The 23532-nt window shown below is 63.8% G+C and carries 22 protein-coding genes and 2 riboswitches; of the genes, 14 read left to right on the forward strand and 8 right to left on the reverse strand.

The annotated features are described in order from the left end of the window. The first annotated feature begins 58 nt into the window (after positions 1–58). Both SB659_RS13665 and SB659_RS13670 read left to right on the forward strand, forming a co-directional pair. Positions 59–1267 carry an RNA polymerase sigma factor gene (locus SB659_RS13665; protein ID WP_410550802.1) on the forward strand — a complete coding sequence of 403 codons (1209 nt, stop codon included), beginning with the start codon at positions 59–61 and terminating at the stop codon, positions 1265–1267. Positions 1268–1343: 76 nt separating this feature from the next. Further along, the gene (locus SB659_RS13670) at positions 1344–2327 is read left to right on the forward strand and encodes an aldo/keto reductase (protein ID WP_410550753.1); all 984 of its coding nucleotides are present in this window, start codon (positions 1344–1346) and stop codon (positions 2325–2327) included. A 43-nt stretch (positions 2328–2370) separates the two neighbouring features. On the opposite strand, the gene SB659_RS13675 is transcribed toward SB659_RS13670, so the two are convergent. Then, a complete protein-coding gene (locus tag SB659_RS13675) occupies positions 2371–3444 on the reverse strand; it encodes a DNA polymerase IV (protein ID WP_284978167.1) in 1074 nt (357 codons plus the stop codon). Positions 3445–3493: 49 nt separating this feature from the next. On the opposite strand from SB659_RS13675, the gene SB659_RS13680 reads away from it, so the two are divergent. Beyond that, a complete protein-coding gene (locus SB659_RS13680) occupies positions 3494–4120 on the forward strand; it encodes a LysE family transporter (RefSeq protein WP_284977358.1) in 627 nt (208 codons plus the stop codon). A 1-nt stretch (position 4121) separates the two neighbouring features. On the opposite strand, the gene SB659_RS13685 is transcribed toward SB659_RS13680, so the two are convergent. Continuing rightward, positions 4122–5111 (reverse strand): LacI family DNA-binding transcriptional regulator, encoded by a 990-nt coding sequence (locus SB659_RS13685; RefSeq protein ID WP_410550803.1) that lies wholly within the window; start codon positions 5109–5111, stop codon positions 4122–4124. 240 nt (positions 5112–5351) lie between these two features. Between SB659_RS13685 and SB659_RS13690 the strand changes: the two genes are divergently transcribed. The 5 genes from SB659_RS13690 to pabB all read left to right on the forward strand — a co-directional run bounded on the left by SB659_RS13690 (position 5352) and on the right by pabB (position 11497). Further along, entirely contained in the window at positions 5352–6365 is a 1014-nt protein-coding gene (locus SB659_RS13690) for a nucleoside hydrolase (RefSeq protein ID WP_410550804.1), read from the forward strand. Continuing rightward, positions 6365–7816: an MFS transporter gene (locus SB659_RS13695; protein ID WP_410550754.1), complete on the forward strand. Its 1452-nt coding sequence runs from the start codon at positions 6365–6367 to the stop codon at positions 7814–7816. Before SB659_RS13690 ends, SB659_RS13695 begins: the two co-directional genes overlap by 1 nt. Then, complete coding sequence (locus tag SB659_RS13700) at positions 7813–8781, forward strand: ribokinase (RefSeq protein WP_410550755.1); 969 nt, start codon at positions 7813–7815, stop codon at positions 8779–8781. Before SB659_RS13695 ends, SB659_RS13700 begins: the two co-directional genes overlap by 4 nt. 110 nt (positions 8782–8891) lie before the next feature. Beyond that, positions 8892–9464: a low molecular weight protein-tyrosine-phosphatase gene (locus SB659_RS13705; RefSeq protein ID WP_410550756.1), complete on the forward strand. Its 573-nt coding sequence runs from the start codon at positions 8892–8894 to the stop codon at positions 9462–9464. Continuing rightward, positions 9461–11497, forward strand: a complete 2037-nt coding sequence (gene pabB / locus SB659_RS13710) for an aminodeoxychorismate synthase component I (RefSeq protein WP_410550757.1) — start codon at positions 9461–9463, stop codon at positions 11495–11497. The genes SB659_RS13705 and pabB overlap by 4 nt, the downstream gene beginning before the upstream one ends. An 80-nt stretch (positions 11498–11577) precedes the next feature. Here the strand turns inward: pabB and cls are convergent, their stop codons facing one another. Beyond that, positions 11578–13053, reverse strand: coding sequence for a cardiolipin synthase (gene cls, locus SB659_RS13715; protein ID WP_410550758.1), 1476 nt, complete (start codon positions 13051–13053; stop codon positions 11578–11580). 86 nt (positions 13054–13139) lie between these two features. Here cls and SB659_RS13720 point away from each other — a divergent pair, with 86 nt between their 5' ends. After that, entirely contained in the window at positions 13140–14081 is a 942-nt protein-coding gene (locus SB659_RS13720; protein WP_284978174.1) for an aminodeoxychorismate lyase, read from the forward strand. Positions 14082–14116: 35 nt separating this feature from the next. Here the strand turns inward: SB659_RS13720 and SB659_RS13725 are convergent, their stop codons facing one another. Beyond that, positions 14117–14599 carry a carboxymuconolactone decarboxylase family protein gene (locus SB659_RS13725; protein ID WP_284978175.1) on the reverse strand — a complete coding sequence of 161 codons (483 nt, stop codon included), beginning with the start codon at positions 14597–14599 and terminating at the stop codon, positions 14117–14119. A gap of 140 nt (positions 14600–14739) precedes the next feature. Then, positions 14740–14851: riboswitch (SAM riboswitch) on the forward strand. A 12-nt stretch (positions 14852–14863) separates the two neighbouring features. Here SB659_RS13725 and SB659_RS13730 point away from each other — a divergent pair. From SB659_RS13730 to SB659_RS13745, 4 genes are all read left to right on the forward strand, one after another. Continuing rightward, positions 14864–15130, forward strand: a complete 267-nt coding sequence (locus tag SB659_RS13730; protein WP_284978176.1) for a DUF1737 domain-containing protein — start codon at positions 14864–14866, stop codon at positions 15128–15130. Further along, positions 15127–15537: a rhodanese-like domain-containing protein gene (locus SB659_RS13735; protein WP_410550759.1), complete on the forward strand. Its 411-nt coding sequence runs from the start codon at positions 15127–15129 to the stop codon at positions 15535–15537. The genes SB659_RS13730 and SB659_RS13735 overlap by 4 nt, the downstream gene beginning before the upstream one ends. Next, positions 15538–16746 (forward strand): O-succinylhomoserine sulfhydrylase, encoded by a 1209-nt coding sequence (locus SB659_RS13740; RefSeq protein WP_284978177.1) that lies wholly within the window; start codon positions 15538–15540, stop codon positions 16744–16746. It begins immediately after the preceding gene. Positions 16747–16916: 170 nt separating this feature from the next. Further along, entirely contained in the window at positions 16917–17741 is an 825-nt protein-coding gene (locus SB659_RS13745; RefSeq protein WP_410550760.1) for a DUF559 domain-containing protein, read from the forward strand. A gap of 105 nt (positions 17742–17846) precedes the next feature. Here SB659_RS13745 and SB659_RS13750 read toward each other — a convergent pair whose 3' ends face one another. The 4 genes from SB659_RS13750 to SB659_RS13765 all read right to left on the reverse strand — a co-directional run bounded on the left by SB659_RS13750 (position 17847) and on the right by SB659_RS13765 (position 22507). Further along, positions 17847–19370 carry a UDP-N-acetylglucosamine 1-carboxyvinyltransferase gene (locus SB659_RS13750; protein ID WP_410550761.1) on the reverse strand — a complete coding sequence of 508 codons (1524 nt, stop codon included), beginning with the start codon at positions 19368–19370 and terminating at the stop codon, positions 17847–17849. Between the two features lie 106 nt (positions 19371–19476). Beyond that, a complete protein-coding gene (locus SB659_RS13755) occupies positions 19477–20271 on the reverse strand; it encodes an energy-coupling factor transporter transmembrane component T family protein (protein WP_410550762.1) in 795 nt (264 codons plus the stop codon). Beyond that, positions 20268–21887, reverse strand: coding sequence for an ABC transporter ATP-binding protein (locus tag SB659_RS13760; RefSeq protein ID WP_410550763.1), 1620 nt, complete (start codon positions 21885–21887; stop codon positions 20268–20270). The genes SB659_RS13755 and SB659_RS13760 overlap by 4 nt, the downstream gene beginning before the upstream one ends. Further along, on the reverse strand, positions 21887–22507 hold the full coding sequence (locus SB659_RS13765) for an ECF transporter S component (protein WP_410550764.1): 621 nt from the start codon (positions 22505–22507) through the stop codon (positions 21887–21889). Before SB659_RS13765 ends, SB659_RS13760 begins: the two co-directional genes overlap by 1 nt. Before the next feature lie 74 nt (positions 22508–22581). Beyond that, a riboswitch (TPP riboswitch) is annotated at positions 22582–22718 on the reverse strand. Between the two features lie 117 nt (positions 22719–22835). Between SB659_RS13765 and SB659_RS13770 the strand changes: the two genes are divergently transcribed. Continuing rightward, positions 22836–23525 carry an NUDIX hydrolase gene (locus SB659_RS13770; protein WP_410550765.1) on the forward strand — a complete coding sequence of 230 codons (690 nt, stop codon included), beginning with the start codon at positions 22836–22838 and terminating at the stop codon, positions 23523–23525. The last annotated feature ends 7 nt before the right edge of the window (positions 23526–23532 follow it).

A 23532-nucleotide genomic window follows, 5' to 3' on the forward strand; every position in this document is an offset into this window, starting at 1 on the left:
TGAATCCAGGCCCGCGGCTGGATCCAGGCCCGTAGCTGGGCCCGTTCCGGACCGACGCATCGAGGACCTGCTGCGGACTTTGGCACCGCAGGTCCTCGGTGTGCTGCTGCGTAAGCACGGTCAGTTCGATGCCTGCGAAGATGCCGTCCAGGAGGCGCTCCTGGACGCTTCAATCCGGTGGCCTTCAGGTTTGCCGGACAATCCGAGGGCGTGGTTGTTGACGGTCGCTTCACGGCGCCTGGTTGATGCTTGGCGTAGCGAAAGCGCCCGGCGGAGCCGCGAGGAACGGGCGGCTTCAATGGAGGTGGACCCCCACGGGCTTTACGCCCCGGAAGCGGACGACACCCTCACCCTCATGTTCCTCTGCTGCCATCCAGCGCTATCGGCACCTTCACAACTCGCCTTGACCTTGCGCGCCGTCGGAGGACTCACGACGGCGGAAATCGCCTCCGCCTTCCTGGTCCCCGAAGCGACCATGGGCCAGCGCATCAGCCGGGCGAAGCAAGGGATCCAGAAGGCGGGGGCCAGGTTCCACCTGCCGCCGCCATCCGAACGCAAGGCAAGGCTCGGCGTCGTACTCCATGTGCTTTACCTCATTTTCAACGAAGGCTACGCAGCAAGTTCCGGCCCATCGCTGCAGCGCGAGGACCTCACCGCGGAGGCGATCCGGTTAACCCGGCTGCTGGTGGACGCGGCGCCGGGTGAAGGTGAGGCTGTTGGTTTGCTGGCGCTGATGCTGCTCACGGATTCCCGTCGTGAGGCACGGACGCTCGCCGATGGGACGCCCGTGCCCCTCGCTGAACAGGACCGGCGTTTGTGGAACCATGGGCAGATCGGTGAAGGCATTGCGTTGCTGACGTCGGTGTTGGGTCGCTCCGGCCTTGGGCCCTACCAAGTGCAAGCCGCCATTGCCGCAGTCCACGCTGAAGCGGACTCGGACACCGAGACTGATTGGCCCCAGATCCTCGCCCTGTACACAGTGCTCGAAGCCATTGCACCCAGCCCTGTGGTCACACTGAATCGGGCTGTAGCCGTTGCCAAGGTGGAAGGGCCTGCTGCTGGACTTTCAGCGTTGTCCGGCCTTGACGCCGCCTTGGGCCGGACCCACCGCTTGGACGCGGTCCGGGCGCACTTGCTGGAACTGTCCGGGTCCCCCGCCGAAGCCCGGGCTGCGTATCTGGCGGCTGCGAAAAAGACCGGGAGCCTGCAGGAGCGGCGATACCTGATGGGCAAGGTGGCCGCCTTGGACGCAGCGGGGGCTTCCTGACCCGCTGTGGCGAGCATGAAAGAAGGTCGTGGCCAAGCCTTGAAATGAGGGTGCCTATGCAACATATAGTCGAGGGATGGAACAGCGCATACTTGGCAAGACCGGTCGATCCGTCTCTACCGTTGGGCTCGGGACCTGGCAACTGGGAGCAGACTGGGGCTCCGTCACCGAACAGGACGCGCACTCGGTGCTTGAGGCTTCGGTGGCTGCGGGCGTTACCTTCTTTGACACCGCAGATGTCTACGGCGATGGGCGCAGCGAGCAGTTCATCGGACGCTTCCTGCGCGAGAATCCAAACCTGGACTTAACTGTCGCCACCAAAATGGGTCGCCGGGTGGACCAAATTCCGGAAAATTACACACTCAGCAACTTCCGTGAGTGGACCGACCGCTCGCGCAGGAACTTGCAACAGGACACCTTGGACCTGGTCCAGTTGCATTGTCCGCCCACCGCCGTTTACGGCAGGGACGAAGTGTACGACGCCCTGGACACCCTGGTCAGCGAAGGCGCCATCCGCAACTACGGCGTCAGCGTGGAGCAGACAGAGGAGGCACTGGAAGCCATCAAGCGCGGCAACACGGCCACCGTCCAGATCATCCTCAACGCGTTCCGGCTCAAGCCCCTCGACGAGGTCCTGCCGGCCGCGAAAGAGGCCGGCGTGGGCATCATCGCGCGGGTGCCCCTGGCCTCCGGGTTGCTGTCCGGGAAGTACACGCCGGACACCGAATTCCCGGCCGACGACCACCGGAACTACAACAGGGACGGCTCAGCCTTCGACGTCGGCGAGACCTTCTCCGGCGTGGACTTCGCCACTGGCGTCAAGGCCGCGCAGGAGTTCGCTGGGTTAGTGCCCGACGGCGTCAGCACCGCCCAGGCGGCACTCGCCTGGATCATCGCCCAGGACGGCGTCAGCACAGTCATTCCGGGGGCCCGTTCCGCCGTGCAGGCTGCCGCGAACGCCGAGGCCGGAGGGATGCAGTCAGTTGGTGCGGGCCTCAGCGATGGGGTCCGGGACATCTACGATCGCTACTTCCGCGAAGCGGTCCACCCGCGCTGGTAGGCCGCTGCCGCCGTCGTCGTCGCCGTGAGCGTTGCGGTTACTGCTACCAGCCGCCGCGGGTCGGGGTGTGTCCCTTGCGTGCGTCCTCGGGCATGGACATCTCGGCCCGCAGCCCCAAAAGCCGAATGGGCCGCCCGGGCTCGATCGCAGAGCTGAGGTCAAGGGCGCGGGCCAGGACATCGTCCTGATCGAACGTCGCAGGGATCTTCCGGGCATGGGTCTTGGTAAGGAACGGGGCGTAGCGGACCTTGAGCGTCAGCCCGATCACCGGCCTGCCCTCGGCCATGACGTCCTTCAGGACCGACGCCGTCAACTCCTTCACGGCGTCTTCCACCTGCCCAGGCTCGGTCAGGTCATGCTGGAACGTGGTTTCCCGGCTGTGCCCACGGGCAACCCACGGGGTGTCATCCACAACATTTGTGCCGTCACCGCGTCCAAGTTCGGCGTACCACGGTCCCATTTTGGGGCCGAACTCCGGCACCAAGGCGAGGGGGTCGACGGCGGCCAGCTCGGCTACCGTGGTGATGCCGTGGCCGGCCAGCCTCTTGGAAATTCTGGAGCCGACGCCCCAAAGTTCAATGGTGGGTCTCTGCCCCATGACCTCGAGCCAGTTATCCCGGGTCAGGCGGAAGACCCCGGCCGGTTTTCCGAAGTTGGTGGCAACCTTTGCCCGGACCAAGGTGTCACCGATCCCCACGCTGCAATGCAAGCGGGTTTTTTCCAGCACCGCTGCCTGGATCTGCCGGGCATAAGCCTCGGGGTCCTCGGTCACAACGCCCACAAAAGCTTCGTCCCAGCCCAACGCCTGGACCGTGGCACCAGGCTGCTCACGCAGGGCCATCATGACATCTTCCGACGCCTCCAAATACGCCTCGTGGTCAACGGGCAGGATGACGGCGTCGGGAACTTTCCGGGCCGCGATGCGCAGCGGCATCCCTGAACCGACACCGAACGCCCTGGCTTCATAGGAAGCTGTGGACACCACTGCACGTTCCGTCGGGTCTCCCCTGCCACCGACAATGATCGGCTTTCCTGCCAGTTCAGGCCTCCGCAGCACCTCCACTGCGGCGATGAACTGGTCGAGATCTACATGCAGTACCCACGGGATTCCGCTCACGGCACCAGTCTGCCTTACCCGCTGGCCGGTGGCTCCGGCATAAGCTGGGATGGTGCAATTTTCTCTCTGGCTGGCCCTCGTCGGCGCCGGCGCCCTGATCAGTTTCACGCCCGGAGCCGGTGCCATCTTCACCATGAGCAACTCGCTCAACTCCGGGTTCCGCCGCTCCATTTTCGGCATTCTCGGACAACAGGTGGCCCTGGTCATCCACATAGTCATCGTGGCTTTGGGCGTGGGCGTGCTGGTGTCCAACTCCCCGCTGATCTTCAACATCATCCGCTATGCCGGCGCGGCGTATCTGGTGTACCTGGGCATCCGGCAGTTCCTCCACAAGCCGGACCTCGACAAAGAGGAAGTCGCCAACAAGAAGAACGAGCCCGCGTTGTCCATGTTCCAACGCGGCATTTGGGTGAACCTGCTGAACCCGAAAGCGATTGTGTTCTTCCTGGCGTTCATGCCCCAGTTCATCCGCCCGGACCAGCCACTGGTTCAGCAATACGTGGTGCTCACGGCCACGGTCCTGGCCATCGACATCATGGTCATGTGGTTCTTCTTCGCCATGGCGGCGCGCTCATTCCAGCGCTTCACCCACGACCAGCACGGCCAGAAGGTCCTGAACCGCCTGTTCGGTTGCCTCTTCGTCCTGGTGGGAATCCTGCTCGCGGCCATCCACTAGGTCACGCACCAGGGGTACAGGTAGACCCCCGCACCACCAACGAGCTCTCCAACGTGACGTGGGGCTCTTCAAGTTCAAGCCCTTCCATGAGCCCCCGTAGTTGCTCCCCCGCTTTGCGGCCCAGCGGGGTCGCGGGCAGGTGGACGCTGGTCAGGCTTGGGTTACTGGTGGCCGAATACGGCAGGTCGTCGAAACCCGCCACCGCCAACTCTTCGGGAATGCGCACACCTTCCACGCGCGCTTCCTGCAGCACCCCGTAGGCGTGCGTGTCCGTGCCACATACGACGGCGGTCACCCCCTCACGCTTCCAGCCCTGCCACGCTTGGGCAAAGGCAGCGGCGGCAGCACCGACGTCGATCGCTGTGCTGATGACGTGGGCCGCATCAACTGCAAGCCCGCACGCTTGGGCCTCTTCCAGGAAGGCTTCCCGCCGCAGCGCGAAAGTGGCCGTGCCTGTGATTCCGTCAACGTAGGCGGCGCGCTTGTGGCCCGAGGACGCCAGGTGCCTGGCCAGCTCGCGGGCTCCTTGTGCGACGTCGAGGTTCACCGACGGCGCGTAGGAATCCAGCCCAGGGGCGTCCAGCAGCACCAGCGGGACGGCGGCGTGCAGGTCCTCAAGGAACTCGGCGCTGGGGGCGCCCAGCAGCAACCCGGCCGGACGCAGTGCCAAAAGCTTCCGGACGTCATCCGCTTGGGGGGACTCCCCTGCGTCGGTCACTGACAGCAGCAGCTGGTACTGCGAGCCCAGGGATTCCCGGACTCCGCTAATGACATTGGCAAAGAACGGGTTGGACACGTCCGGCGTCACCAGGATGACGATGGAGCTCACGCCCTTGGCAAGGGAGCTGCCAATACCGTCCACCACGTAGCCCAGCTCTGTAATGGCCGTGCGGACCTTGGAGATGTTGTCCTCTGAGACCCGCCCTTGGGTTTTGCCGTTGGCCACCAAGGAAACGGTGGCAGTGGACACGCCGGCACGTGCAGCCACCATCGCCGCCGTCACGCGGGGCGCTCTGGCGTTGCGAAGGTCCACGGTATCCATGCATCGATCGTAGCCGGGTTCCCGGCACCAAGAACGGCACTGCGCATCAAGCGTTTGACGTGGACAAACGTTAAGCGTTTGACGTGCGCCCTGCGCGGGTGCCAGAATTCCTTCGAATGCTTGAAGTCCTCATCTGGCAATGACAAGCCAAGCCCCAATGACGTGGAGAGAAACGTGGAACCCAACACCATGACATCCGCACGCAAGAAGATCATTCTTGACTGCGACCCCGGCCATGACGATGCGGTGGCACTGCTGCTCGCGCACGGCAACCCGGACATCGAATTGCTCGCCGTGACAACCGTGGTGGGAAACCAGACCCTGGAAAAGGTAACCCGCAACGCCTTGACCGTGGGCACCATCGCCGGCATCACCGGCGTCCCGTTCGCCGCTGGCTGCGCCCGTCCCTTGGTCCGGACCATCGAAACCGCGCCCAGCATCCACGGCGACTCCGGCATGGACGGACCGGAACAGCCCGAGTCCGCCATCGAGCTGGACCCGCGCCACGCCGTCGACCTCATCATTGAAACCGTCATGGCGCATGAGCCGGGCACGGTCACACTGGTTCCCACAGCGGGCCTGACCAACATCGCGATGGCCGCCCGCAAGGAACCGCGCATTGTGGAACGGGTCAAGGAAGTGGTCCTCATGGGCGGCGGCTACCACGTGGGCAACTGGAGCGCCGTCGCGGAGTTCAACATCATCATCGATCCCGAGGCCGCCCACATCGTCTTCAACGAAAAGTGGCCCGTGGTGATGGTGGGCCTTGACCTCACCCACCAAGCGCTGGCCACGGACGAGGTCGTGGACCGCATTGCAGCGATCGGCACCAAGCCTGCCAAGTTCGTCCTGGAGCTGATGGAATTCTTCAAGAAGACCTACAAGGACGCGCAGGGCTTCGACTTCCCGCCCGTCCACGATCCCTGTGCGGTGGCCTACGTGATCGACCCCACCGTGATGACCACCCGCAAGGTCCCCGTTGACATCGAGCTCCAAGGCAAACTCACCCTCGGCATGACCGTGGCCGATTTCCGCGCACCCGCGCCGGAGGACTGCCACACCTCGGTTGCCGTGGACCTGGACCACACGAAGTTCTGGGACCTTGTCACCGACGCAATCGCCAGGATTGGCGAACCAACGCTCGACGCCGGCGCTGACGCCGGCTCTGTCGCAGAATCCGTCCTCACAGGAGAGGCCAACTAATGTCCACGCTCGTCACCGAAACCAAATCTTCGCGCAGCAACGTCACCGCACTCATGGTTGCCCTGCTGGCAGCCTGTGTCGCGTTCCAGCTCAACGCCTCCATGCTCAGCCCGGCCTTGGTCACCATGGGCAACGAACTCCACACGGACCAAGCCACCATTGGCCTGTCGCAGACATGGTTCTTCACCGCCGCGGCGCTCTTCTCCCTCTTCCTCCCCCGGCTCAGCGACATTGTTGGCCGCAAGAAAATCCTCGTCGGCATGATGATCCTCATGGCAGTTGGATCGGTCATCGCAGCCCTTGCCCCGGATGTCACGTGGCTCTTCGTGGGCCGCATCATCCAAGGCGTCAGTGGCCCTACGGTTCCGCTGTGCCTGATCATGCTGCGCTCGTCGGTAACCAACCCGCGCAAATACGGCACTTTGATGGGCCTCATTACAGCGGTCAACGGTGGAGTAGCCGGTGTGGACTCCTTCGTCGGCGGCTACTTCGCCGAGAACTTCGGCTTCCGCAGCATCTTCTGGCTCATGGTCGTCCTGGCCGTCGCGGCTACCGCCCTGGTTGCCCTGTTGGCCGGCGAAAGCAAGCCCGCGGCAGGAACATCCATGGACTGGCTGGGCGTGTTCTGCATCGTCATCGCGGTCGGTGCGTTGTTGACGGCACTGAATGAGGGCTCCAAGCTGGCCACCGCGTTCGACGCCGGAACGCTGACCCTCGCTATCGGCCTGACCGTGATTGCCGCCGTCGCCTTCTTCGCTTTCTGGACGGTTGAAAAGCGCGCCAAGCAGCCCATGGTGGAGACCATCCATCTGCGCCAACGCGCAACCTGGGCGCCGCTGTTGACCACCACCCTCACCATGACCGGCATCTTCGCGGTCATCAACGGCATTGTCCCTGCCTATGTGCAGGCGGCGAATCCCGGCTTCGGTGTTGGCCCCACCGAAATGTCACTGATGATCCTCACCCCGTATGCGCTCCTCGGCTGGGTATTCGGCCCGATCAGTGGCCGGCTGGCTCCCGTCCTTGGCTACACCAAGGTGTTGCGTATCGGCATGCTGGGCAGCTTGGTGGCACTGGCCGTCATCGCGTTCTTCGGCCTCAACAGCCTGCCCATGATGATCGTGGGGACTGCGTTGCTGGGAATCATGTATGCCGGCACCGTCAACATCATGCTCAACGGCCTTGGCGTGGTCCTCTCCCCGAAAGGCAACCCGGGATTCCTGCCCGGAATGAACGCCGGCGCCTTCAACCTGGGCGCAGGGCTCAGCTTCCTGGTCCTGCCTGCTGTCCTGGTGGCCACGTCCTCCATGGGTGATCCCAAAGCGTCCTACCTGACGGTTGTGGTGGTGGGCCTTGTCATCACCGTCGCTGCACTGGCAGCGTCCTTGCTCATCCCCAAGCCGGTGGAAGCCGAGGTCACGGACTCCTCGACCACAGAGGTGAGCGCATGAGCACCGAAACGGGCGCGCCAAAGGCGGGCGTCGTCGTCGTCGGCTCCCTCAACGCCGACCTCACCATCTACTGCGAGCGCCTCCCGCAACCGGGCGAGACCATCCACGGAAGCGGCTTCGCAGTGAACCCCGGCGGCAAGAGCGCTAACCAGGCCGTCGCTGCCAGCAAGCTCGGTGCCCGGGTCAGCCTGATCGGCGCCGTGGGCGATGACCCCAACGGCACCATGTTGCTGGAATCAACGGCGAGCTCCGGCGTCGACGTCTCCCGCGTCCGGCGCGCCGACGCTGCCACCGGCGTCGCCGTCATCTCGGTGGACGCGAGCGGAGAGAACAGCATCATCATCTCTGCCGGCGCCAACGGGACCCTGGCGCCGTCCGACGTGGAGGCCGCGTCTGGGGCTTTCGCCGACGTCGCCGTGGTGTGCCTCTGCTTGGAGGTGGGGATCGATACCGTGACCGCCGCCGCCCAAGCAGGGCACGACGCCGGAGCCACCGTCCTGCTCAACCTCTCGCCGTACGCTGAGGTGCCGCAGGTTTTGGCCGAGCTGACCGACGTGTTGCTGGTCAACGCGCATGAGGCCTCGCTGTTCCTGGGATCCGAAGCAAGCATTCCCGATCCCGGGTCCGGCGCTGAGGCATGGGAAGTGGTTCAGAGCCGTTTTGCCGACCGCGGGCTACACCGCGTGCTGGTCACACTCGGTGCGCAGGGTTCGGTGGTGCTCGACGCCCTGGCTGAAGCCGGAGGCCGGATCACCCGCATCGCGCCGACCCCAGTGTCCGCAGTGGACACCACGGGTGCCGGCGACGCCTTTACCGGCGCCGTCGCCGCGCGACTGGCGGCGGGTGAATCACTGGCGGATGCCGCGGCGTTTGCCTCCGTGGCGGCAGCCTTGGCGGCCACCAAAAAGGGTACGCAGGCGGCGTATCCCAGCACCGCCGAGGTCGAGGAGCTACGGCGCGCGTAGCCCGGCGTTCCCAGCGCGTGACAATCTTGACATGAAATTTGACAAGATCATGGCGAGGTTGTGAAGTGGCCCCCTAGCCAAGAGGGGGTGCCGTCCACCATGCTTGCTGAATGTACTCAACGCCGAGCCCATACCGCATCATTACGGTCTGCACAGGAAACATCTGCCGCTCGCCCATGGCAGCGCTCATGCTGACTGAAGCTTTTGACGCGGAAGGGCTCAGCGAGCTTGTAGTGGTGGACTCCGCAGGGACCACGGGATACGAGGTGGGGCACCCCATTGACCCCCGTGCGGCGCGGGTCCTGACAGCCCATAATATCCCGTCACAGGACCACATCGCGCGGAAATGGCGGCAGGAATGGTTCACCGAAAGGGACCTGATCCTGGCGCTGGACGTGGACCATTTCGGCTGGCTCCAACAGGGTGCGCCGGGCCCCGAATCGTTGAACAAGGTGCGGATGCTGAGGAGCTTCGATCCGGCCATGGCCAGCCGCAGCTCACTCGACCTCGGCATCGAGGATCCTTGGTATGGCGGGCACACAGACTTCGACACCACATGGAAGCTCATCCATGCGGCTGTCCCGGGCATTGTGGAGCATGTGAAAGCTGCACTTGGCCCGTCCGCTGCACAGGAGACAGCCCGACGGGGCGGGGAACCTCAGCAGGTAACCTCTATGTCATGACCCCAAAACCTGTGATCATTGCTGTGGACGGGCGGTCCGGCGCAGGGAAGACCACGTTGGCCGTTGAATTGGCGGCCCGGTTGAGGGAGCACCATAGGGTCTCGCTGTTCCATCTGGAGGACATTTATCCCGGCTGGAACGGCCTCGCCGCGGGGATCGACCGGTACGTCGCCACCGTCCTCGCACCGCTGAGCCAAGGACTGGCAGCTGAGTGGACCAGTTGGGATTGGGAAAGACATTACGACGGCGCAACGAACGTCACGCTTCCCGCTGAGGTGGTGATCGTGGAGGGTGTCGGCGCGGCCGCCCACTCCGCGCGTCACCTGCTGGATGCCGTGGTGTGGGTCGAATCCCCGGGCGAGGACCGCCGTCGTCGGGCTCTCTCACGCGACGGGAGCACCTACGAACCGCACTGGGACGGCTGGGCTGCCCAGGAAGAGGAGTGGCTGCGATCCGATGCTGTGATCGATGCCGCAGACGTCCGCGTGGAGAACCCCGCGGACGGGAGCGCCCCGGCCGACGTGCTGCGGGCCTTGATGTACCTGCCGTCCATGGCCGCGATTATCTCGCCCGAGCTCGGTGCGCGGGACGGGCTGCAGCTCCGAGCCGAGCGGATCGCCGCGGCCCCGGACGCTGCATTGCTGTTCGAGGCCCTCTACGGCCGCTCCACCAACGCCGTCTGGCTCGATTCCTCCAACGCATCGGCCCTGCCTGAGTCCCCGCAAGCGGCCGCCCGGAGCCGGTTCAGTATCCTCGCGGACGACGCCGGGACGTTTGGACAGTCGGTCCTCCACCGCACGGGCGCTACGCAAGTGACAGCGGGCTCCGCAACAGTCAAGACCACCGGACCCTTTTTCCGGTGGCTCGATTCGGTGTGGGGGCGCCACGCCGTCCGGGCACCCCGGGGTTACGACGGGCAGTTCACGCTGGGCTGGCTCGGCTATCTGGGCTACGAACTCAAACGGGAAACCGGCGGCAATGACGTGTCCTCGCCAACTCCGGACGCGGCCCTCCTTTTCGCCGGTCGGGCTGTTGTGGTGGACCACCGCGAACGGACGGTGTGGTTGCTCGCCTTGGACGCTCCCGACGCCGATGCCTGGCTACGTGAGGCGCGCACCGCCGTCGAGGTTGCTGCTGGCGCTGGCGGGGATGCCGCCGTCGAGCGTTCCCAGCGCACGGTGCCCGAGTTCGTCAGCCGGGACTCCGCCACGGACTACAAACGCAAAATCGCAGCGGCGCAGCACCGTATCAGCGAGGGCGACACGTATGAAGTTTGCCTGACCACTACCCTGGAGGCGCCCGCCGGGGGCCTCGATTCCTGGCAAAGCTACCTGGACCTTCGACGTCGGAACCCGGCCCCGTTTGGCAGTTACCTTCGGTTCGGTGAACTGGCGGTCGCCAGCACCTCACCCGAGCGTTTCCTCCGCATCCATTCCGACGGCGGCATGCGCGCCGAACCAATCAAGGGCACCCGCGGCCGGTCAGCCGACACCGCAGAGGACGCCACGCTGAAGCACCAACTGGAAACGTCGTTAAAGGACCGCGCTGAAAACATCATGATCGTGGACTTGCTGCGCAACGATCTTAGCCACTTCGCAGTGCCCGGTTCAGTGTCCGTGAGCCGGCTTTGTGCGATCGAAACCTACGCCACAGTCCACCAGATGGTGAGCACCGTGGACGCGCATCTGCGGCCGGGAGCCCCGCGGGCAGAGGCCGTGGCGGCGGCCTTTCCCGCAGGCTCCATGACCGGTGCCCCGAAGATCAGCACCATGGACATCCTGGACGGACTTGAGGACGGTCCCCGCGGCATCTACTCAGGAGCGATCGGCTACTTTTCGTTGAACGCCGCCACTGATCTGGCCGTCGTGATCCGGACTTTGGTCATCAACCCCGACGGCGACGGCGGCCGAACGCTGAGCCTCGGGGTCGGTGGGGCAATAACAGCCGATTCGACGGCCGACGACGAGTACGAAGAGATCCGGACCAAGGCCTTCGGTGTTCTCTCGACCCTGGGAGCCGTTTTCCCGGATTGAGCATTGCGGCTCGAGCCGGGCTTCCTGTGCGGTGGTGCCTGTGCCGTGCTGCCAGGGCTGCGCCGCCCGCGAGGCGCTGCCTACTGGAGTGTCGCGGTCAATCGCGCCACGTTATCCACATACTTGGCCAAGGGGGGCCGGTCCATCCAGTCATCCAGCATAAGCTCACGGGACACCTCCCGGTACGTGGACTCCACTGACCGCATGAGGTTCACGGTCTCGGCGCCCAACAGCATCACCGAGACCTCCATGTTCAAGGAGAAGGAGCGCATATCCATGTTGCTGGAACCCAGGACAGCCACTTCGTCGTCGATGGTGAAGTGCTTGGCGTGGAGGACGTACGGTGCCCGGTACAAGTAGATGCGGACGCCGGCTTCAAGCAAGGCCTCGTAGTAGGAGCGCTGGGCGTGGTGGACCAGGAATTGGTCGCCCTTTTCGGAGACGAAGAGTTCCACGTCCACGCCGCGCTGGGCTGCGGTAGTGATGGCATACAGCAGGGAATCATCCGGGACAAAGTACGGGCTGCAGATGGAAATCCTATGCTGCGCGGAATAGATCAATGTGTTGAACAGTCGCAGGTTGTTTTCCGTGGCGAAGCCCGGGCCACTGGGAACCACTTGGGCCGTGACGTTCCCGGGCGGTGGTGGTTGCGTGGGCAGGCGCAATTGGTCTTCCAGGGACTCGTCGGTTTCGCTCAGCCAGTCAGTGGCGAAGACAACGTTGAGGGTGGAAACGATCGGCCCCTCCAGCCGGGACATGAGCTCAACCCATTTGCGGCCAACCTTCCGGTGCTTCGGGTTGTTATAGGAGGGCTCGATAAGGTTTTGCGATCCTGTGAAGGCAATCTCGCCATCGATCACCATGATCTTGCGGTGGTTCCGCAGGTCGGGCCTGCGCCATTGGCCATGGATGGGCAGAAGCGGGAGCATTCTTTTCCACTGCACCTGGCTTGCCCTGAGCCGCCGGATCAAGCGGCGGTAACCCTTGATGCGGAGCGTTCCGATGTGGTCGAAGAGGAGCCTGACGGTCACTCCCCTGTCCGCCGCTTTTTCCAATTCCGTCAGGAGATCGTTGGTCAGGAAGTCGCTGCTCATGATGTAGAACTCGGCGTTGACGTAGTTCTTGGCGCCCTTGATGGCCTCCGTCATGGCTTTGATGGATTCCTCGTAGCCTGGAATGAGTTCCACCTTGTTGCCGTCAACCATGGGCAACGAGCCGAGCCTCCGGTTCAGTTCCCCTGCCGATGTCACCCATTCGGGGCCGGCGTACTCACTCCCGGCTTCGGCCAGCCCATCCGTGACGGCCCGGACCCGGCGGTTGACATCCTCCTGCTGTTGACGCCTGCGCTTGGACAGCCGGAAGTTTCCGAAGAGGAGGAACAGGATAAAGCCCACTGAGGGCACCAAAAAGACCGTCAACAACCATGCCATAGCGGTGGTCGGGCGGCGGTTGCCGGGGATGACCCCCAAAAGCACGATGCGGAGTCCGACTTCCACGATGGCCCACACGGTGAGCAGCCAAGTCCACTCCTGGCCGAACGGAAAAGGAAACAGCACGCGACAACCCCTACGATCCATGAACAACGGTGACCACAGCCTATCCGGCCAAGGCGCTCCCTGAGGCCCAGCACTAAGCTGGGACCATGACTTCCCCTGCACCGACAGTCCTCGTTTTCCTGGACCCCGCCGTCGAAAATGGCCGCATTGCTGATTCGAGCCAGCCGCAACTCATGGCAACGGACCTTGGAGCCACCCGTGGTGATGGTGTGTTCGAATCGCTGCTTGCCGTCCAAGGCCGGCCCCGCAAGGTACAGGCACACCTGAATCGGCTGGTAAGTTCTGCTGCTGCCCTGGACTTGGAACTGCCTGGGCAGGATGCGTGGCGCAAAGCCATTTCCACCGCCATCAATGAATTCCGCCAGTCGCATCCGGCCCCTACCCCGGAGGAGGACGAAGTCGTCGTCAAGCTGCTCGTGACCCGCGGCGTCGAGGGTGCCTCGAGCCCCACCTGCTGGGTGCAGGCTTCACCCTCCCCTGCGGGTAGTCGCCGGCAACGCGAGACGGGTATCGACGTCGTACTTTTGGACCGTGGCTTCGACACGGAAGCCGGCGAGCGCGCACCGTGGCTGTTGCTTGGGGCCAAGACCCTGTCCTATGCCGTGAACATGGCGGCGCTTCGGTATGCGCACAAGCAGGGCGCGGACGACGCGATTTTCACGTCCACCGACGGCCGCGTTTTGGAGGGCCCCACGTCCACGGTCCTTTTGGCGCATCTGGAGACGGTGGACGACGGCGAAGGTTCAGCCAGGACTGTTCGGCGCCTGATCACTCCCCAGCTGGACAGCGGCATTCTCCCCGGAACCTCGCAGGGGGCGCTCTTTGCAGCGGCCAAGGCGGCTGGTTGGGAACTGGGTTATGGTCCGTTGGAACCGCAGGACCTGTTCGACGCCGATGCCGTCTGGCTCATTTCGAGCATCCGGCTGATCGCGCCCGTGAACCACATCAATGGCAAAGAGGTGGGCGCTCCCGATGTGCGGAAACAACTCACTGCGGAACTGAATGAGTTGTTTGCCGGGATCGAGTAAATTCCCGACCTCAAACCGGACCACGACGCGGCGCGCTATTTCTTGCTTGCCCGCACTGGGTGCTCACTGAGAATGGACAGCCGATTGAACGCGTTGATTCCGATCGCCGCCATGCAGATAACGCTGATCTGCTCGTCCGTGTAGTGCTGCCGCGCTCGCTCGAACAACTCGGCGCTGGGCCGGGACGAGCTCATGCGGGTGATCTGCTCGGCGATTTCCATCGCCACCACTTCCGCTGCTTCGAATAACTGCGCCTCCTTGTAGACGGCAACCAGGGACAGCCGCTGTTCCGTCTCACCAAGTTTCAAGGCCCGGCGGTGATGGAGGTCCAAACAGAAAGCGCACCCGTTGATCTGGGAGGAGAGGTAGTTGATGAGTTCCAGGGTCAGGCGTGGGAGCCCCTGCCGGTCGGCTTCCTCAACGAGCTGCTGGGAATAGTGGCTGAGCGTGGCGTAGAGGTCCGGCTGCTGCTTGTCCAAATATCCGGCGAGCCGGGGTTTTCCTTCTTGTTCGGGCATGGTTGGAGCCTAGCGCAACGCCGTCGAACCCAGCGGGACGTAAGAAAACGACGCTTGGGCAGGCTCCGATTACGCAACATGACGGCAGCTTCAGGCCCTCCGAGTGCGCCGGTGTCCTCGCGGATGTTACGTTTTTCCAGAGTAATGAGCACCAGCGCCAAGCCCTGACTTGCTGGTCGGCAACCCTCTCTCCGGCGGGGTGCCTCAGGTGACTACTCGGCGTATCGACAATTCGAACTGCAAGCGTGATCGAGGAGAAGCACCATGCCTGAACCCACCGAAGAAAAACTTGCCTACCGCCTGGTGACCGGCCCGGACACCCGTGAATTCTGTGAACGGATTTCCGCTGCGCTGGCCGAGGGATACGTGCTCCACGGAAGCCCGGCTGCCACGTTCAACGGGGAAAGCGTCATCGTCGCCCAAGCCGTGGTGCTCCCTGCCGCCATTGCGACTGCGGACGCCGCCGTCGCCAATGCCGTGGACCAGTTGGAGAATGATGACGACGAAGAAGCGTTCGAGGGCCACGCATGAGCTACGCAGGTGACCTGACTCCTGAAGACGCGTGGGCCAAGCTCCAGGAAGGCGCCATACTGGTGGACGTCCGCACCGAGGGCGAGTGGGCACACATGGGCATCCCGGACACCAAAGCCACGGAAAACGATCCCCTGTTCATCCAGTGGAACTTCGCTGGCGGCATCCCGAACCCGGGCTTCCTCGAAGAACTCCAGCAGCAAGCGCCCGAGGGCGACGGCGTGGAACTGGTCTTCCTTTGCCGCAGCGGACATCGCTCCGTCTCCGCGGCCATCGCCGCTACGCAGGCCGGCTTCACTGCCTACAACGTTCTTGAAGGCTTCGAAGGCGTGCCGGATCGCTACGGCGAGCGGACCGTCAACGGCTGGAAAAACCGTGGGCTGCCGACGAATTTGGGGAACGACTAAGTGACTTTCAATCCCGATACCGCCAACTGGAGCCCGGACACCCAGGCAGTGCGCGGCGGCCTCGACCGTACCAACTTCCAAGAGACCTCCGAGGCCCTTTTCCTGAACTCGGGCTTCGTCTACGAGTCAGCTGCCGCTGCCGAACGCGCCTTTACGGGCGAGGACCAACGCTTCGTCTACTCGCGCTACGGAAACCCGTCCGTGGCCACGTTCCAAGAGCGGCTGCGTGTGCTTGAAGGCACCGAAGCATGCTTTGCGACGGCGTCGGGTATGTCCGCTGTCTTCACCGCCTTGGGTGCCTTGCTGGCCGCCGGCGACCGCGTGGTTGCCGCCCGCTCACTCTTCGGCTCGTGCTTCGTGATCCTCAACGAGATCCTGCCTCGTTGGGGCGTGGAGACAGTGTTTGTCGACGGTCCAGACCTTGACCAGTGGAAGGCTGCCCTCTCCGAACCCACCACCGCGGTCTTCTTCGAATCGCCGTCGAACCCCATGCAGGAGATCGTCGACATCGCCGCGGTCAGCGAGCTGGCGCATGCCGCAGGCGCGACGGTCGTCGTCGACAATGTCTTTGCTACTCCCCTGCTCCAACGCTGCGGAGAGCTGGGTGCGGACGTGATCGTCTACTCGGGGACCAAGCATATAGACGGTCAGGGCCGCGTTATGGGCGGGGCGATCCTCGGCACCACGGAGTTCATCGACGGGCCCGTCAAGCAACTCATGCGCCACACTGGCCCCTCGCTGTCCTCGTTCAACGCCTGGGTACTGACAAAGGGCCTTGAAACCATGGGCCTTCGGGTCAATCACAGTTCGGCGTCCGCATTGAAGATTGCCGAGTGGTTGGAGGAGCAGCCCGCGATCAGCTGGGTCAAGTACCCACTGCTGAAATCCCACCCACAGTACGAGCTCGCCGCGCAGCAGATGAAGGCCGGCGGTACTGTGCTGACGTTTGAGCTGTCCCCATCGGCCGGCCGGTCAGCGAAAGAAGCGGCCTTTGCGCTCTTGGACGGGCTGAGCATCATCGACATTTCCAATAATTTGGGCGATTCCAAGTCGCTGATAACTCATCCAGCTACTACCACCCACCGGGCCATGGGGCCTGAGGGCCGGGCCGCGATCGGGCTTTCGGATGGCGTGGTGCGCTTGTCTGTAGGGCTCGAAGACGTCGGCGACCTCATCCTCGATTTGGAGAAGGCCCTCAAACAGGTCTGACGGACCTCGGTTTTGCTGGATCATCGCCGGACGGCTCGGAACCGAAGCCCAGCATCGCGGGATTCGCTGCCCTGCACGTCGGGATAATCCAGCAAAAAAGATCGCGGGCTGTTTCCACATACACAAGGCTCGCTGGGACACAACCAACGCGGACGTGGCTAGCTGGTTGTATGGAGGCGTACGAGTTCTTGGTTTCGGTCGGCGGCGTAGCCAGAGTTGGCCTACTCCGCAAGCATGGCTTTACCCCTGCCATGGTGCGGGGAATACCGCACGCCTACCAGCCCAGACAGGGCATTTGGGCACTCCCATCCGCCGATCGCGAGTACCTGGCCGCCCTTGTCAACAACGGATACCTGACGTGCGCCTCCGCGGCCGTCCGTTACGGGCTGTGGCTGAGGGCCCAGCCGGTACAGATGCACCTGGCAACGCGACATCACAGGGGACATGGATTCGTTCGGCATTCCGGTCTGCGGGTGGGCTCAGAAGGGAACGTGCCTATGGCGTCCTTGGAAGACACGGTGGTGCACGCGTTAACCTGCCTCCCCGATGGTGATGCAATAGCCGTCGCCCAATCGGCCATGCGATTACGCGGAGTGCCACGGGAAGTCATTGCAGGCGAGCTGCGGGCCAACTACTTTGGATCCGCACGGAAACTACTCCGCATGGCTGACGGATTGTCCGAGTCCGTTCCGGAAATCAGCGCACGGTTGCTGTTCGAGGCGGAGGGACTATCCTTCCAGCGCCAGGTTCAGATCGCTGGTGTGGGCCGCGTGGACATCCTGATCGACGGATGGCTGATCGTCGAGGTCAATGGCTTTCAGTTTCACAGCTCCAGGTCAGCCTGGCGGAAGGACATGGGCAGGCTGAATGCTGCGCAAGCCCGGGGGTTTCTTGTGCTGAGCTTCGCACCTGAGCAGTTGTGGAACTCTCCCCAGGACGTCATGACCCAGGTTCGCGGGGTTTTGGAGCGGGGCAGACCACTGTGGCGAGCCTGACCTGCGTCGGTTTTGCCGGATCACCGCCGAACGGCACGGACCGAGGCCCGTCAACGCGGGATTCGAGCCCCCGCACGTCGGGATGATCCAGCAAAACCGTCCAGCTCAGTCCTGGAAGTACTCGATTTTGGCACCGATGGTGTTCAAACGCTCGGCCAAGTCCTCGTACCCGCGCTCGATCACGTAGATGTTGCGCAACTCGGACGTGCCACGGGCCGCCAGCATCGCCAGCAACAAGCACGCTGCTGGACGCAGCGCCGGCGGGCAGCCGATTTCGGCGGCACGCCACTTGGTGGGCCCATTGACGTAGATCCGGTGCGGGTCCAACAGCTGCACCTGGGCGCCGAGCTTGTTGAGCTCCGTGAGGTATATGGCCCTGTTCTCGTAGACCCAGTCATGGATCATGGTCTGTCCCTCGGCGTTACCGGCGATGACAGCGAAGAACGGCAGGTTGTCGATGTTCAGCCCGGGGAAAGGCATGGGATGGATCTTGTCCTGCAAGGCATGGAGCTCCGAGGGCTTGGTGGTGACGTCCACCAAGCGGGTCCGGCCATTGCGCGCCATGTACTCACCGGAGACCTCAAGCTTCTGGCCCATTTGTTCGAGGGTGGCAAGCTCAATCTCCATGAACTCGATGGGCACCCTGCGGATAGTGACCTCTGAGTTGGTAACGATTCCCGCGGTGATGAGGCTCATTGCCTCGATGGGGTCTTCCGAAGGGTAGTACTCGATATCCACGTCGATCGCGGACCGCCCGGTGATCTTCAAGGTAGTGGTGCCCACGCCTTGAATGTCCACGCCGAGGCCCTGGAGGTAGAAGCACAAATCCTGGACCATGTAGTTGGGGCTGGCGTTGCGGATCACCGTGACGCCCTCGCGGTGCGCGGCGGCCATGATGGCATTCTCGGTGACTGTGTCACCACGCTCAGTGAGCACGAACGAGCGGTGAAGGTCATCAGCAGGGGGAGCAGCAATTGAGTAGAACCCCGACTTTGCCTCCACTGTGAGCCCGAACTCTCGCAATGCCTGCATGTGGGGTTCCACCGTCCGGGTACCCAGATCACATCCACCTGCATAGGGCAGTTGGTATTCGCTGCTCTCATCCAGCAAGGGGCCCAGGAGCATGATGACGCTCCGGGTGCGGCGGGCCGCATCCACGTCCATGGATCCCAAGTCCAGCATCTCAGGCCTGCGGATGCGCAGGTCGCTTCCATTGAGCCACGTGCATTCAACACCTATGGACGTCAGGACCTCGACGATCCGGTTGACTTCCTCAATCCGTGCCAGGCGGCGCAGGGTTGTGGTGCCGCGGTTGATCAAGCTGGCACACAACAGGGCGACGCCGGCATTCTTGCTGCTGTTGACATCGACTTCGCCGGAGAGAGTGCGGCCACCTTCCACGCGAAGATGGGTCATCTGCGGGCGGCCCACTTTGACGATCGAGCGCCCGAAGATCGCTTCGAGCCGCTCGATCATGCGGAGACTAAGGTTCTGTTTGCCTTGTTCCATCCGGGCGATCGCGCTCTGGCTGGTTCCAAGCTCGGCGGCCAGCTGCCCTTGGGTCCAGCCTTTTTCGCTGCGGGCGTTGCGGAGCAGGAGGCCCACGTGTTCAGCGGTAGGTTGAGTCATATCCAAGAAATATCACAGATGAGCTATAACTACCCAGCAATTCGCCATTTGAGCGTCAAACGTCACACCGTGCCCGATCCATGCGATATCGCCGATATACCGTGGGTTACCGCCACACAAACGTCCAGGTGCCGGCGCCCACTGCAGCAAGCACCGTTGCCGATGCAATGATCAGCCCCCCTAGCACCACCCAAACGTCGAGCAGCGAGTACGACGATTCGCGGGCCCACGTCCTCTGGCCGCCGCCAAAACCACGCGCTTCCATGGTCACCGCCAGCCGCGAGGCCCTCCGCACAGCCTGGACCAGCAATCCGAAGCTCTGACCCAGGGTCGCTTTCAGCCGCTGCAATGGGTTGCCGTGCGACCCGACCCCGCGGGCCCGGCGCGCCATGCCAATGGTCTGCCACTCTTCGGCCATCAGTCCCACCAGCCGCATGGCCGCCAGGGACCCAAGGACAAAGCGGTGCGGCAGTCGAGCCTTTTGGGCCAGGGCGTCCGCCAAATCGGTGGGGTCCGTACAGGTCATCAAGAGGATAGCCGGAAGGGCTATCGCCAGCCCTCGCAGCATGAAACCAAGGCCAAGCTCAAGGGAACCCTCGCTGATTGACCATATTCCGACGTCGAGCAGTACAGCGCCGCGGTCCGCTGCCACGATCGCTGTACTCCAGCCGCCGATGGCTGCCGCGATGATGAGCGGCCAGGCACGATGCCACAACAGCCGAAGGGTGAGGCCAGCCAGGGGGAAGAGTGCGAGCTCGGCCACGATGGCCGTCGAGGCCGAAACCCAATCGATGGACAAGGCCAACACCATCGAAACCAGGAACACGGCCACGAACTTGGCCAGTGGATTTGCCCGGGTCAGCACGGCGCGACTGCCCTGCATAGTCAAGGCTTCCCTCATGCTGCACCGGCTTCCTGGCGGCTTTCGCGGTCCTGCGGCACGGGGCCCAACCGCAATTCGGTACCACCAAGGACGGAGCTGAATTCCTGGTCGTGGGTGACCGAGACCACGGCCGTTCCGGCGTCGAGCAGTTCTGACAGGAAGGAGGCAAGCTCCGCCCAGGTGTTCGCATCCTGGCCGAAAGTCGGTTCGTCGAGCACCAGGACCTTGGGGTGCGCGGCCAGCACCGTGGCCACGGACAGCCTGCGCTTCTCCCCGCCGGAGAGAGTGTACGGGTTGGCGTCAACGAGGTGGGTGAGCCTCAACCGCTCAAGCAATTCGTCCACGCGCTCCTGTCCGTGCCCCAAGTGTTTGGGTCCAAACATGAGCTCGTCCAAAACCTTCCCTGTGACGAACTGGTGTTCAGGTTCTTGGAACACCGTTCCGATGCGGGAGATCAGCTGTTCGGCCTTCCACCTGAACGGATCAATTCCCGCTCCCTGGGAAAGCTCGACGGCGGCACTCACCTGGCCGCGCACCGGCGCCAGAAGGCCGGCCAATGTGAGGGCGAACGTGGACTTCCCGGCCCCGTTCGGACCCATGATCGTCAGGGCTTGTCCGGACCTGACCTGCGCAGTGATTCCAGACTGCACAGGGACGGGCGGGATGCTCTTGAAGCCACGGCGGCGGGGCTTTTCGCGGGAAACCGCCAGGTCCTGTGCCGCGAGGAGAAGTTCTGCTGCTCCCGGCTCAGAGTTACCCCGCTCAGAGTGTCCCCGCTCAGAGTGTCCAGTGCGCCGCGCCCGGGTAGGGGGCACGTATCCCGGGACCCACACGCCGGCGGCCATAAGCATGGAGCGCTGTTCGGACAACACTTTGCCGGGGGAACCGTCCGCGAGGACTCCGGGAGCAGCTGACTTCCCAGGTGAGGCTGAAGTCCCGCCGGAGCCCGGTTGCAGCACCACCACTCGGTCCACGAGGTCTTTCCACACGGACACCCGGTGCTCCACCACCACCAAGGTTGCGCCGGTCCTATCAAGGCAGCGGCGGACGGCGTCGCGCACTTCCAAGACCCCTTCGGGATCGAGGTTGGCGGTCGGTTCGTCCAAGAGAATCAGGCCGGGCCGCATGGCCAGGATGCCTGCGAGGGCGAGGCGTTGCTTCTGTCCGCCGGACAGTGCCGCCGTCGGGTGGTCAAGGGCCAAACCCGCACCAGCCGCGGTGCGCAAGCCGACGTCGTCGAGTGCTTCATGAACGCGGGCCCATATCTCCTCCCGCGGCACGCAGAGGTTCTCCGCGCCAAAGGCGACATCGTCCCCCACCCGGGAGAGGACAACCTGCGTTTCGGGGTCCTGCTGCATCAAGCCTGCCCGGCCCCGCTGTGCGCGTGGCGCAACGCCGTCGATCAGCAGCGAACCCGTCTCATCCGAGTCGTCTTCCTCATCACCCAAGACCCCGGCGAGGGCATGCAAAAGGGTGGACTTGCCCGCGCCCGAGGGACCCAGCAACAGCACGCGCTCCCCCGGTTCGATCCGGAGGTCAAGGCCTTGAATGGCCGGCTGGGGCCGCCCGGCATGCCGCCAACCCCAGCCCTCGGCCAGGATGGCGGCAGGCCGCGCGTCGTAGGTGGAACCCATCAGTTGAAGACGGGCTCCGAAGCCGCTTTGCGCGACGCGAACGAGCTCAGCACGCCCGTCGTCGCAAGGCCACGGGTGGCGAGCCACGACAGTGCGCCGGCAATGATCGCCCCGGAAACGGTGGTGAAGATGATGTAGGTCAGCTTGTCGAATGCTTCGTAGGCGATGTTCCAACCCCACGGCAGGAAGCAGTCGTTGAGGCCGCAGAACAAGCCCGCGCCCGCTCCGGCGAGGAGCGCCGTCGGCAGGTTGAACTTCTTGTAGCGGAAGGCGGCGAAGATGAGTTCGGCGCCGAGGCCTTGGAGTACGCCGGAGATCAGCACCGTGGTGCCGTACTGGGAGCCCATGATGAGCTCGCTGGCTGCTGCCACGGTTTCGCAGAACAGCGCCGCGCCCGGTTTACGGATGATGAGTGCTCCCAAGACCGCCGGGATCATCCAACCGCCGGCGATGATGCCGGTCAGTGGAGGATACGTTGCGTCCAGCGGGATGGAGATGATTGCGGCGCCCTGGTCCCAAGCCCAGAAGATCACGCCGCCGGCGATGGCGATAAGGGCCGCCACCACAATGTCTACTACGCGCCAGTTGTAACTGGTCTTCTTCACGTTTACCGTGGTCATTTTTTCTGCCTCCTGAGGTTTACAGGAGGGGAAAGCGCCTGGGTCCCAGCGGCCTGCGCCGCCCTGATCCGGACACTTTGAGAAGCTCGACTCCCTTGCGCCGGTACTAACCGGATCAGGTTCGAGGGTCTGCGGCTGTCCGCACTCTCAGCGCCCTCGCGTCACCTGCATCGCTGCAGGTTACGACGGCGGCGCTCCCCTGTCGTTATGAATCTGCCCTTGTGGGCTGGTTCAGTTTACACCTGCGTTGCGGGGCCCGCTCTCCATGATTACGACGACGTTTTCCCTGCGCAGCGGGCCCCGCAACGAGACCTGAGAGAATGACTCAATGACCAACGTTTCGCGGCACACGACTCCCACCGAAGATGGTGCCCCGCCAAAACCGCGCCTCGCCGCGAGCGTCATCTTGCTCCGCGACGCACCAGGTGGCTTGGAAGTCTTTGTCCAGCACCGTGTCAGCACCATGGATTTCGCCGCCGGCATGGTGGTCTTCCCTGGTGGGCGGGTTGACGCAGCGGATCATGACGGGTGGAACTACCCAGCGGACTTGTTGGCGAGCCATGCCGCGGACTGGCACTTGAGCTCCATCAGCGAAGACCCCGCACAGGCACACAAGATGGCCGGCACCATCCTGGCAGCAGCCATCCGTGAGGTCCAGGAGGAATCCGGGCTAACCCTGGAAGCCGCGAATCTCCGGCCATGGGCCAATTGGATCACCCCTACAGACATGCCCAAGCGATTCGACACTTTCTTCTACGTCGCAAAGCCGGACGCGGGAGCTGACCCGCGGCACCAGACAACGGAGGCGTGGCAGTCCTTGTGGATGCCGGTACAACAGATCCTGGAGGCTGAGGCTGCACACAGCCTCAAGCTCATGCCGCCCACGTACTTCCTGCTCAAGGAAATCGCCGGTTTCGGCTCGGTGGACGCTGTGTGGTCAGCAGAGCACGACGTCGTTCCAGTCCTCGCCGGGCCCGGTTCCCTTGCCGCGTTCCTCAAGGCCCACGCCGGGCCCTAATGGACAC

Origin of the sequence: Arthrobacter sp. SIMBA_036 (genome assembly GCF_046535135.1) — a bacterium.
Lineage (GTDB): Bacteria > Actinomycetota > Actinomycetes > Actinomycetales > Micrococcaceae > Arthrobacter.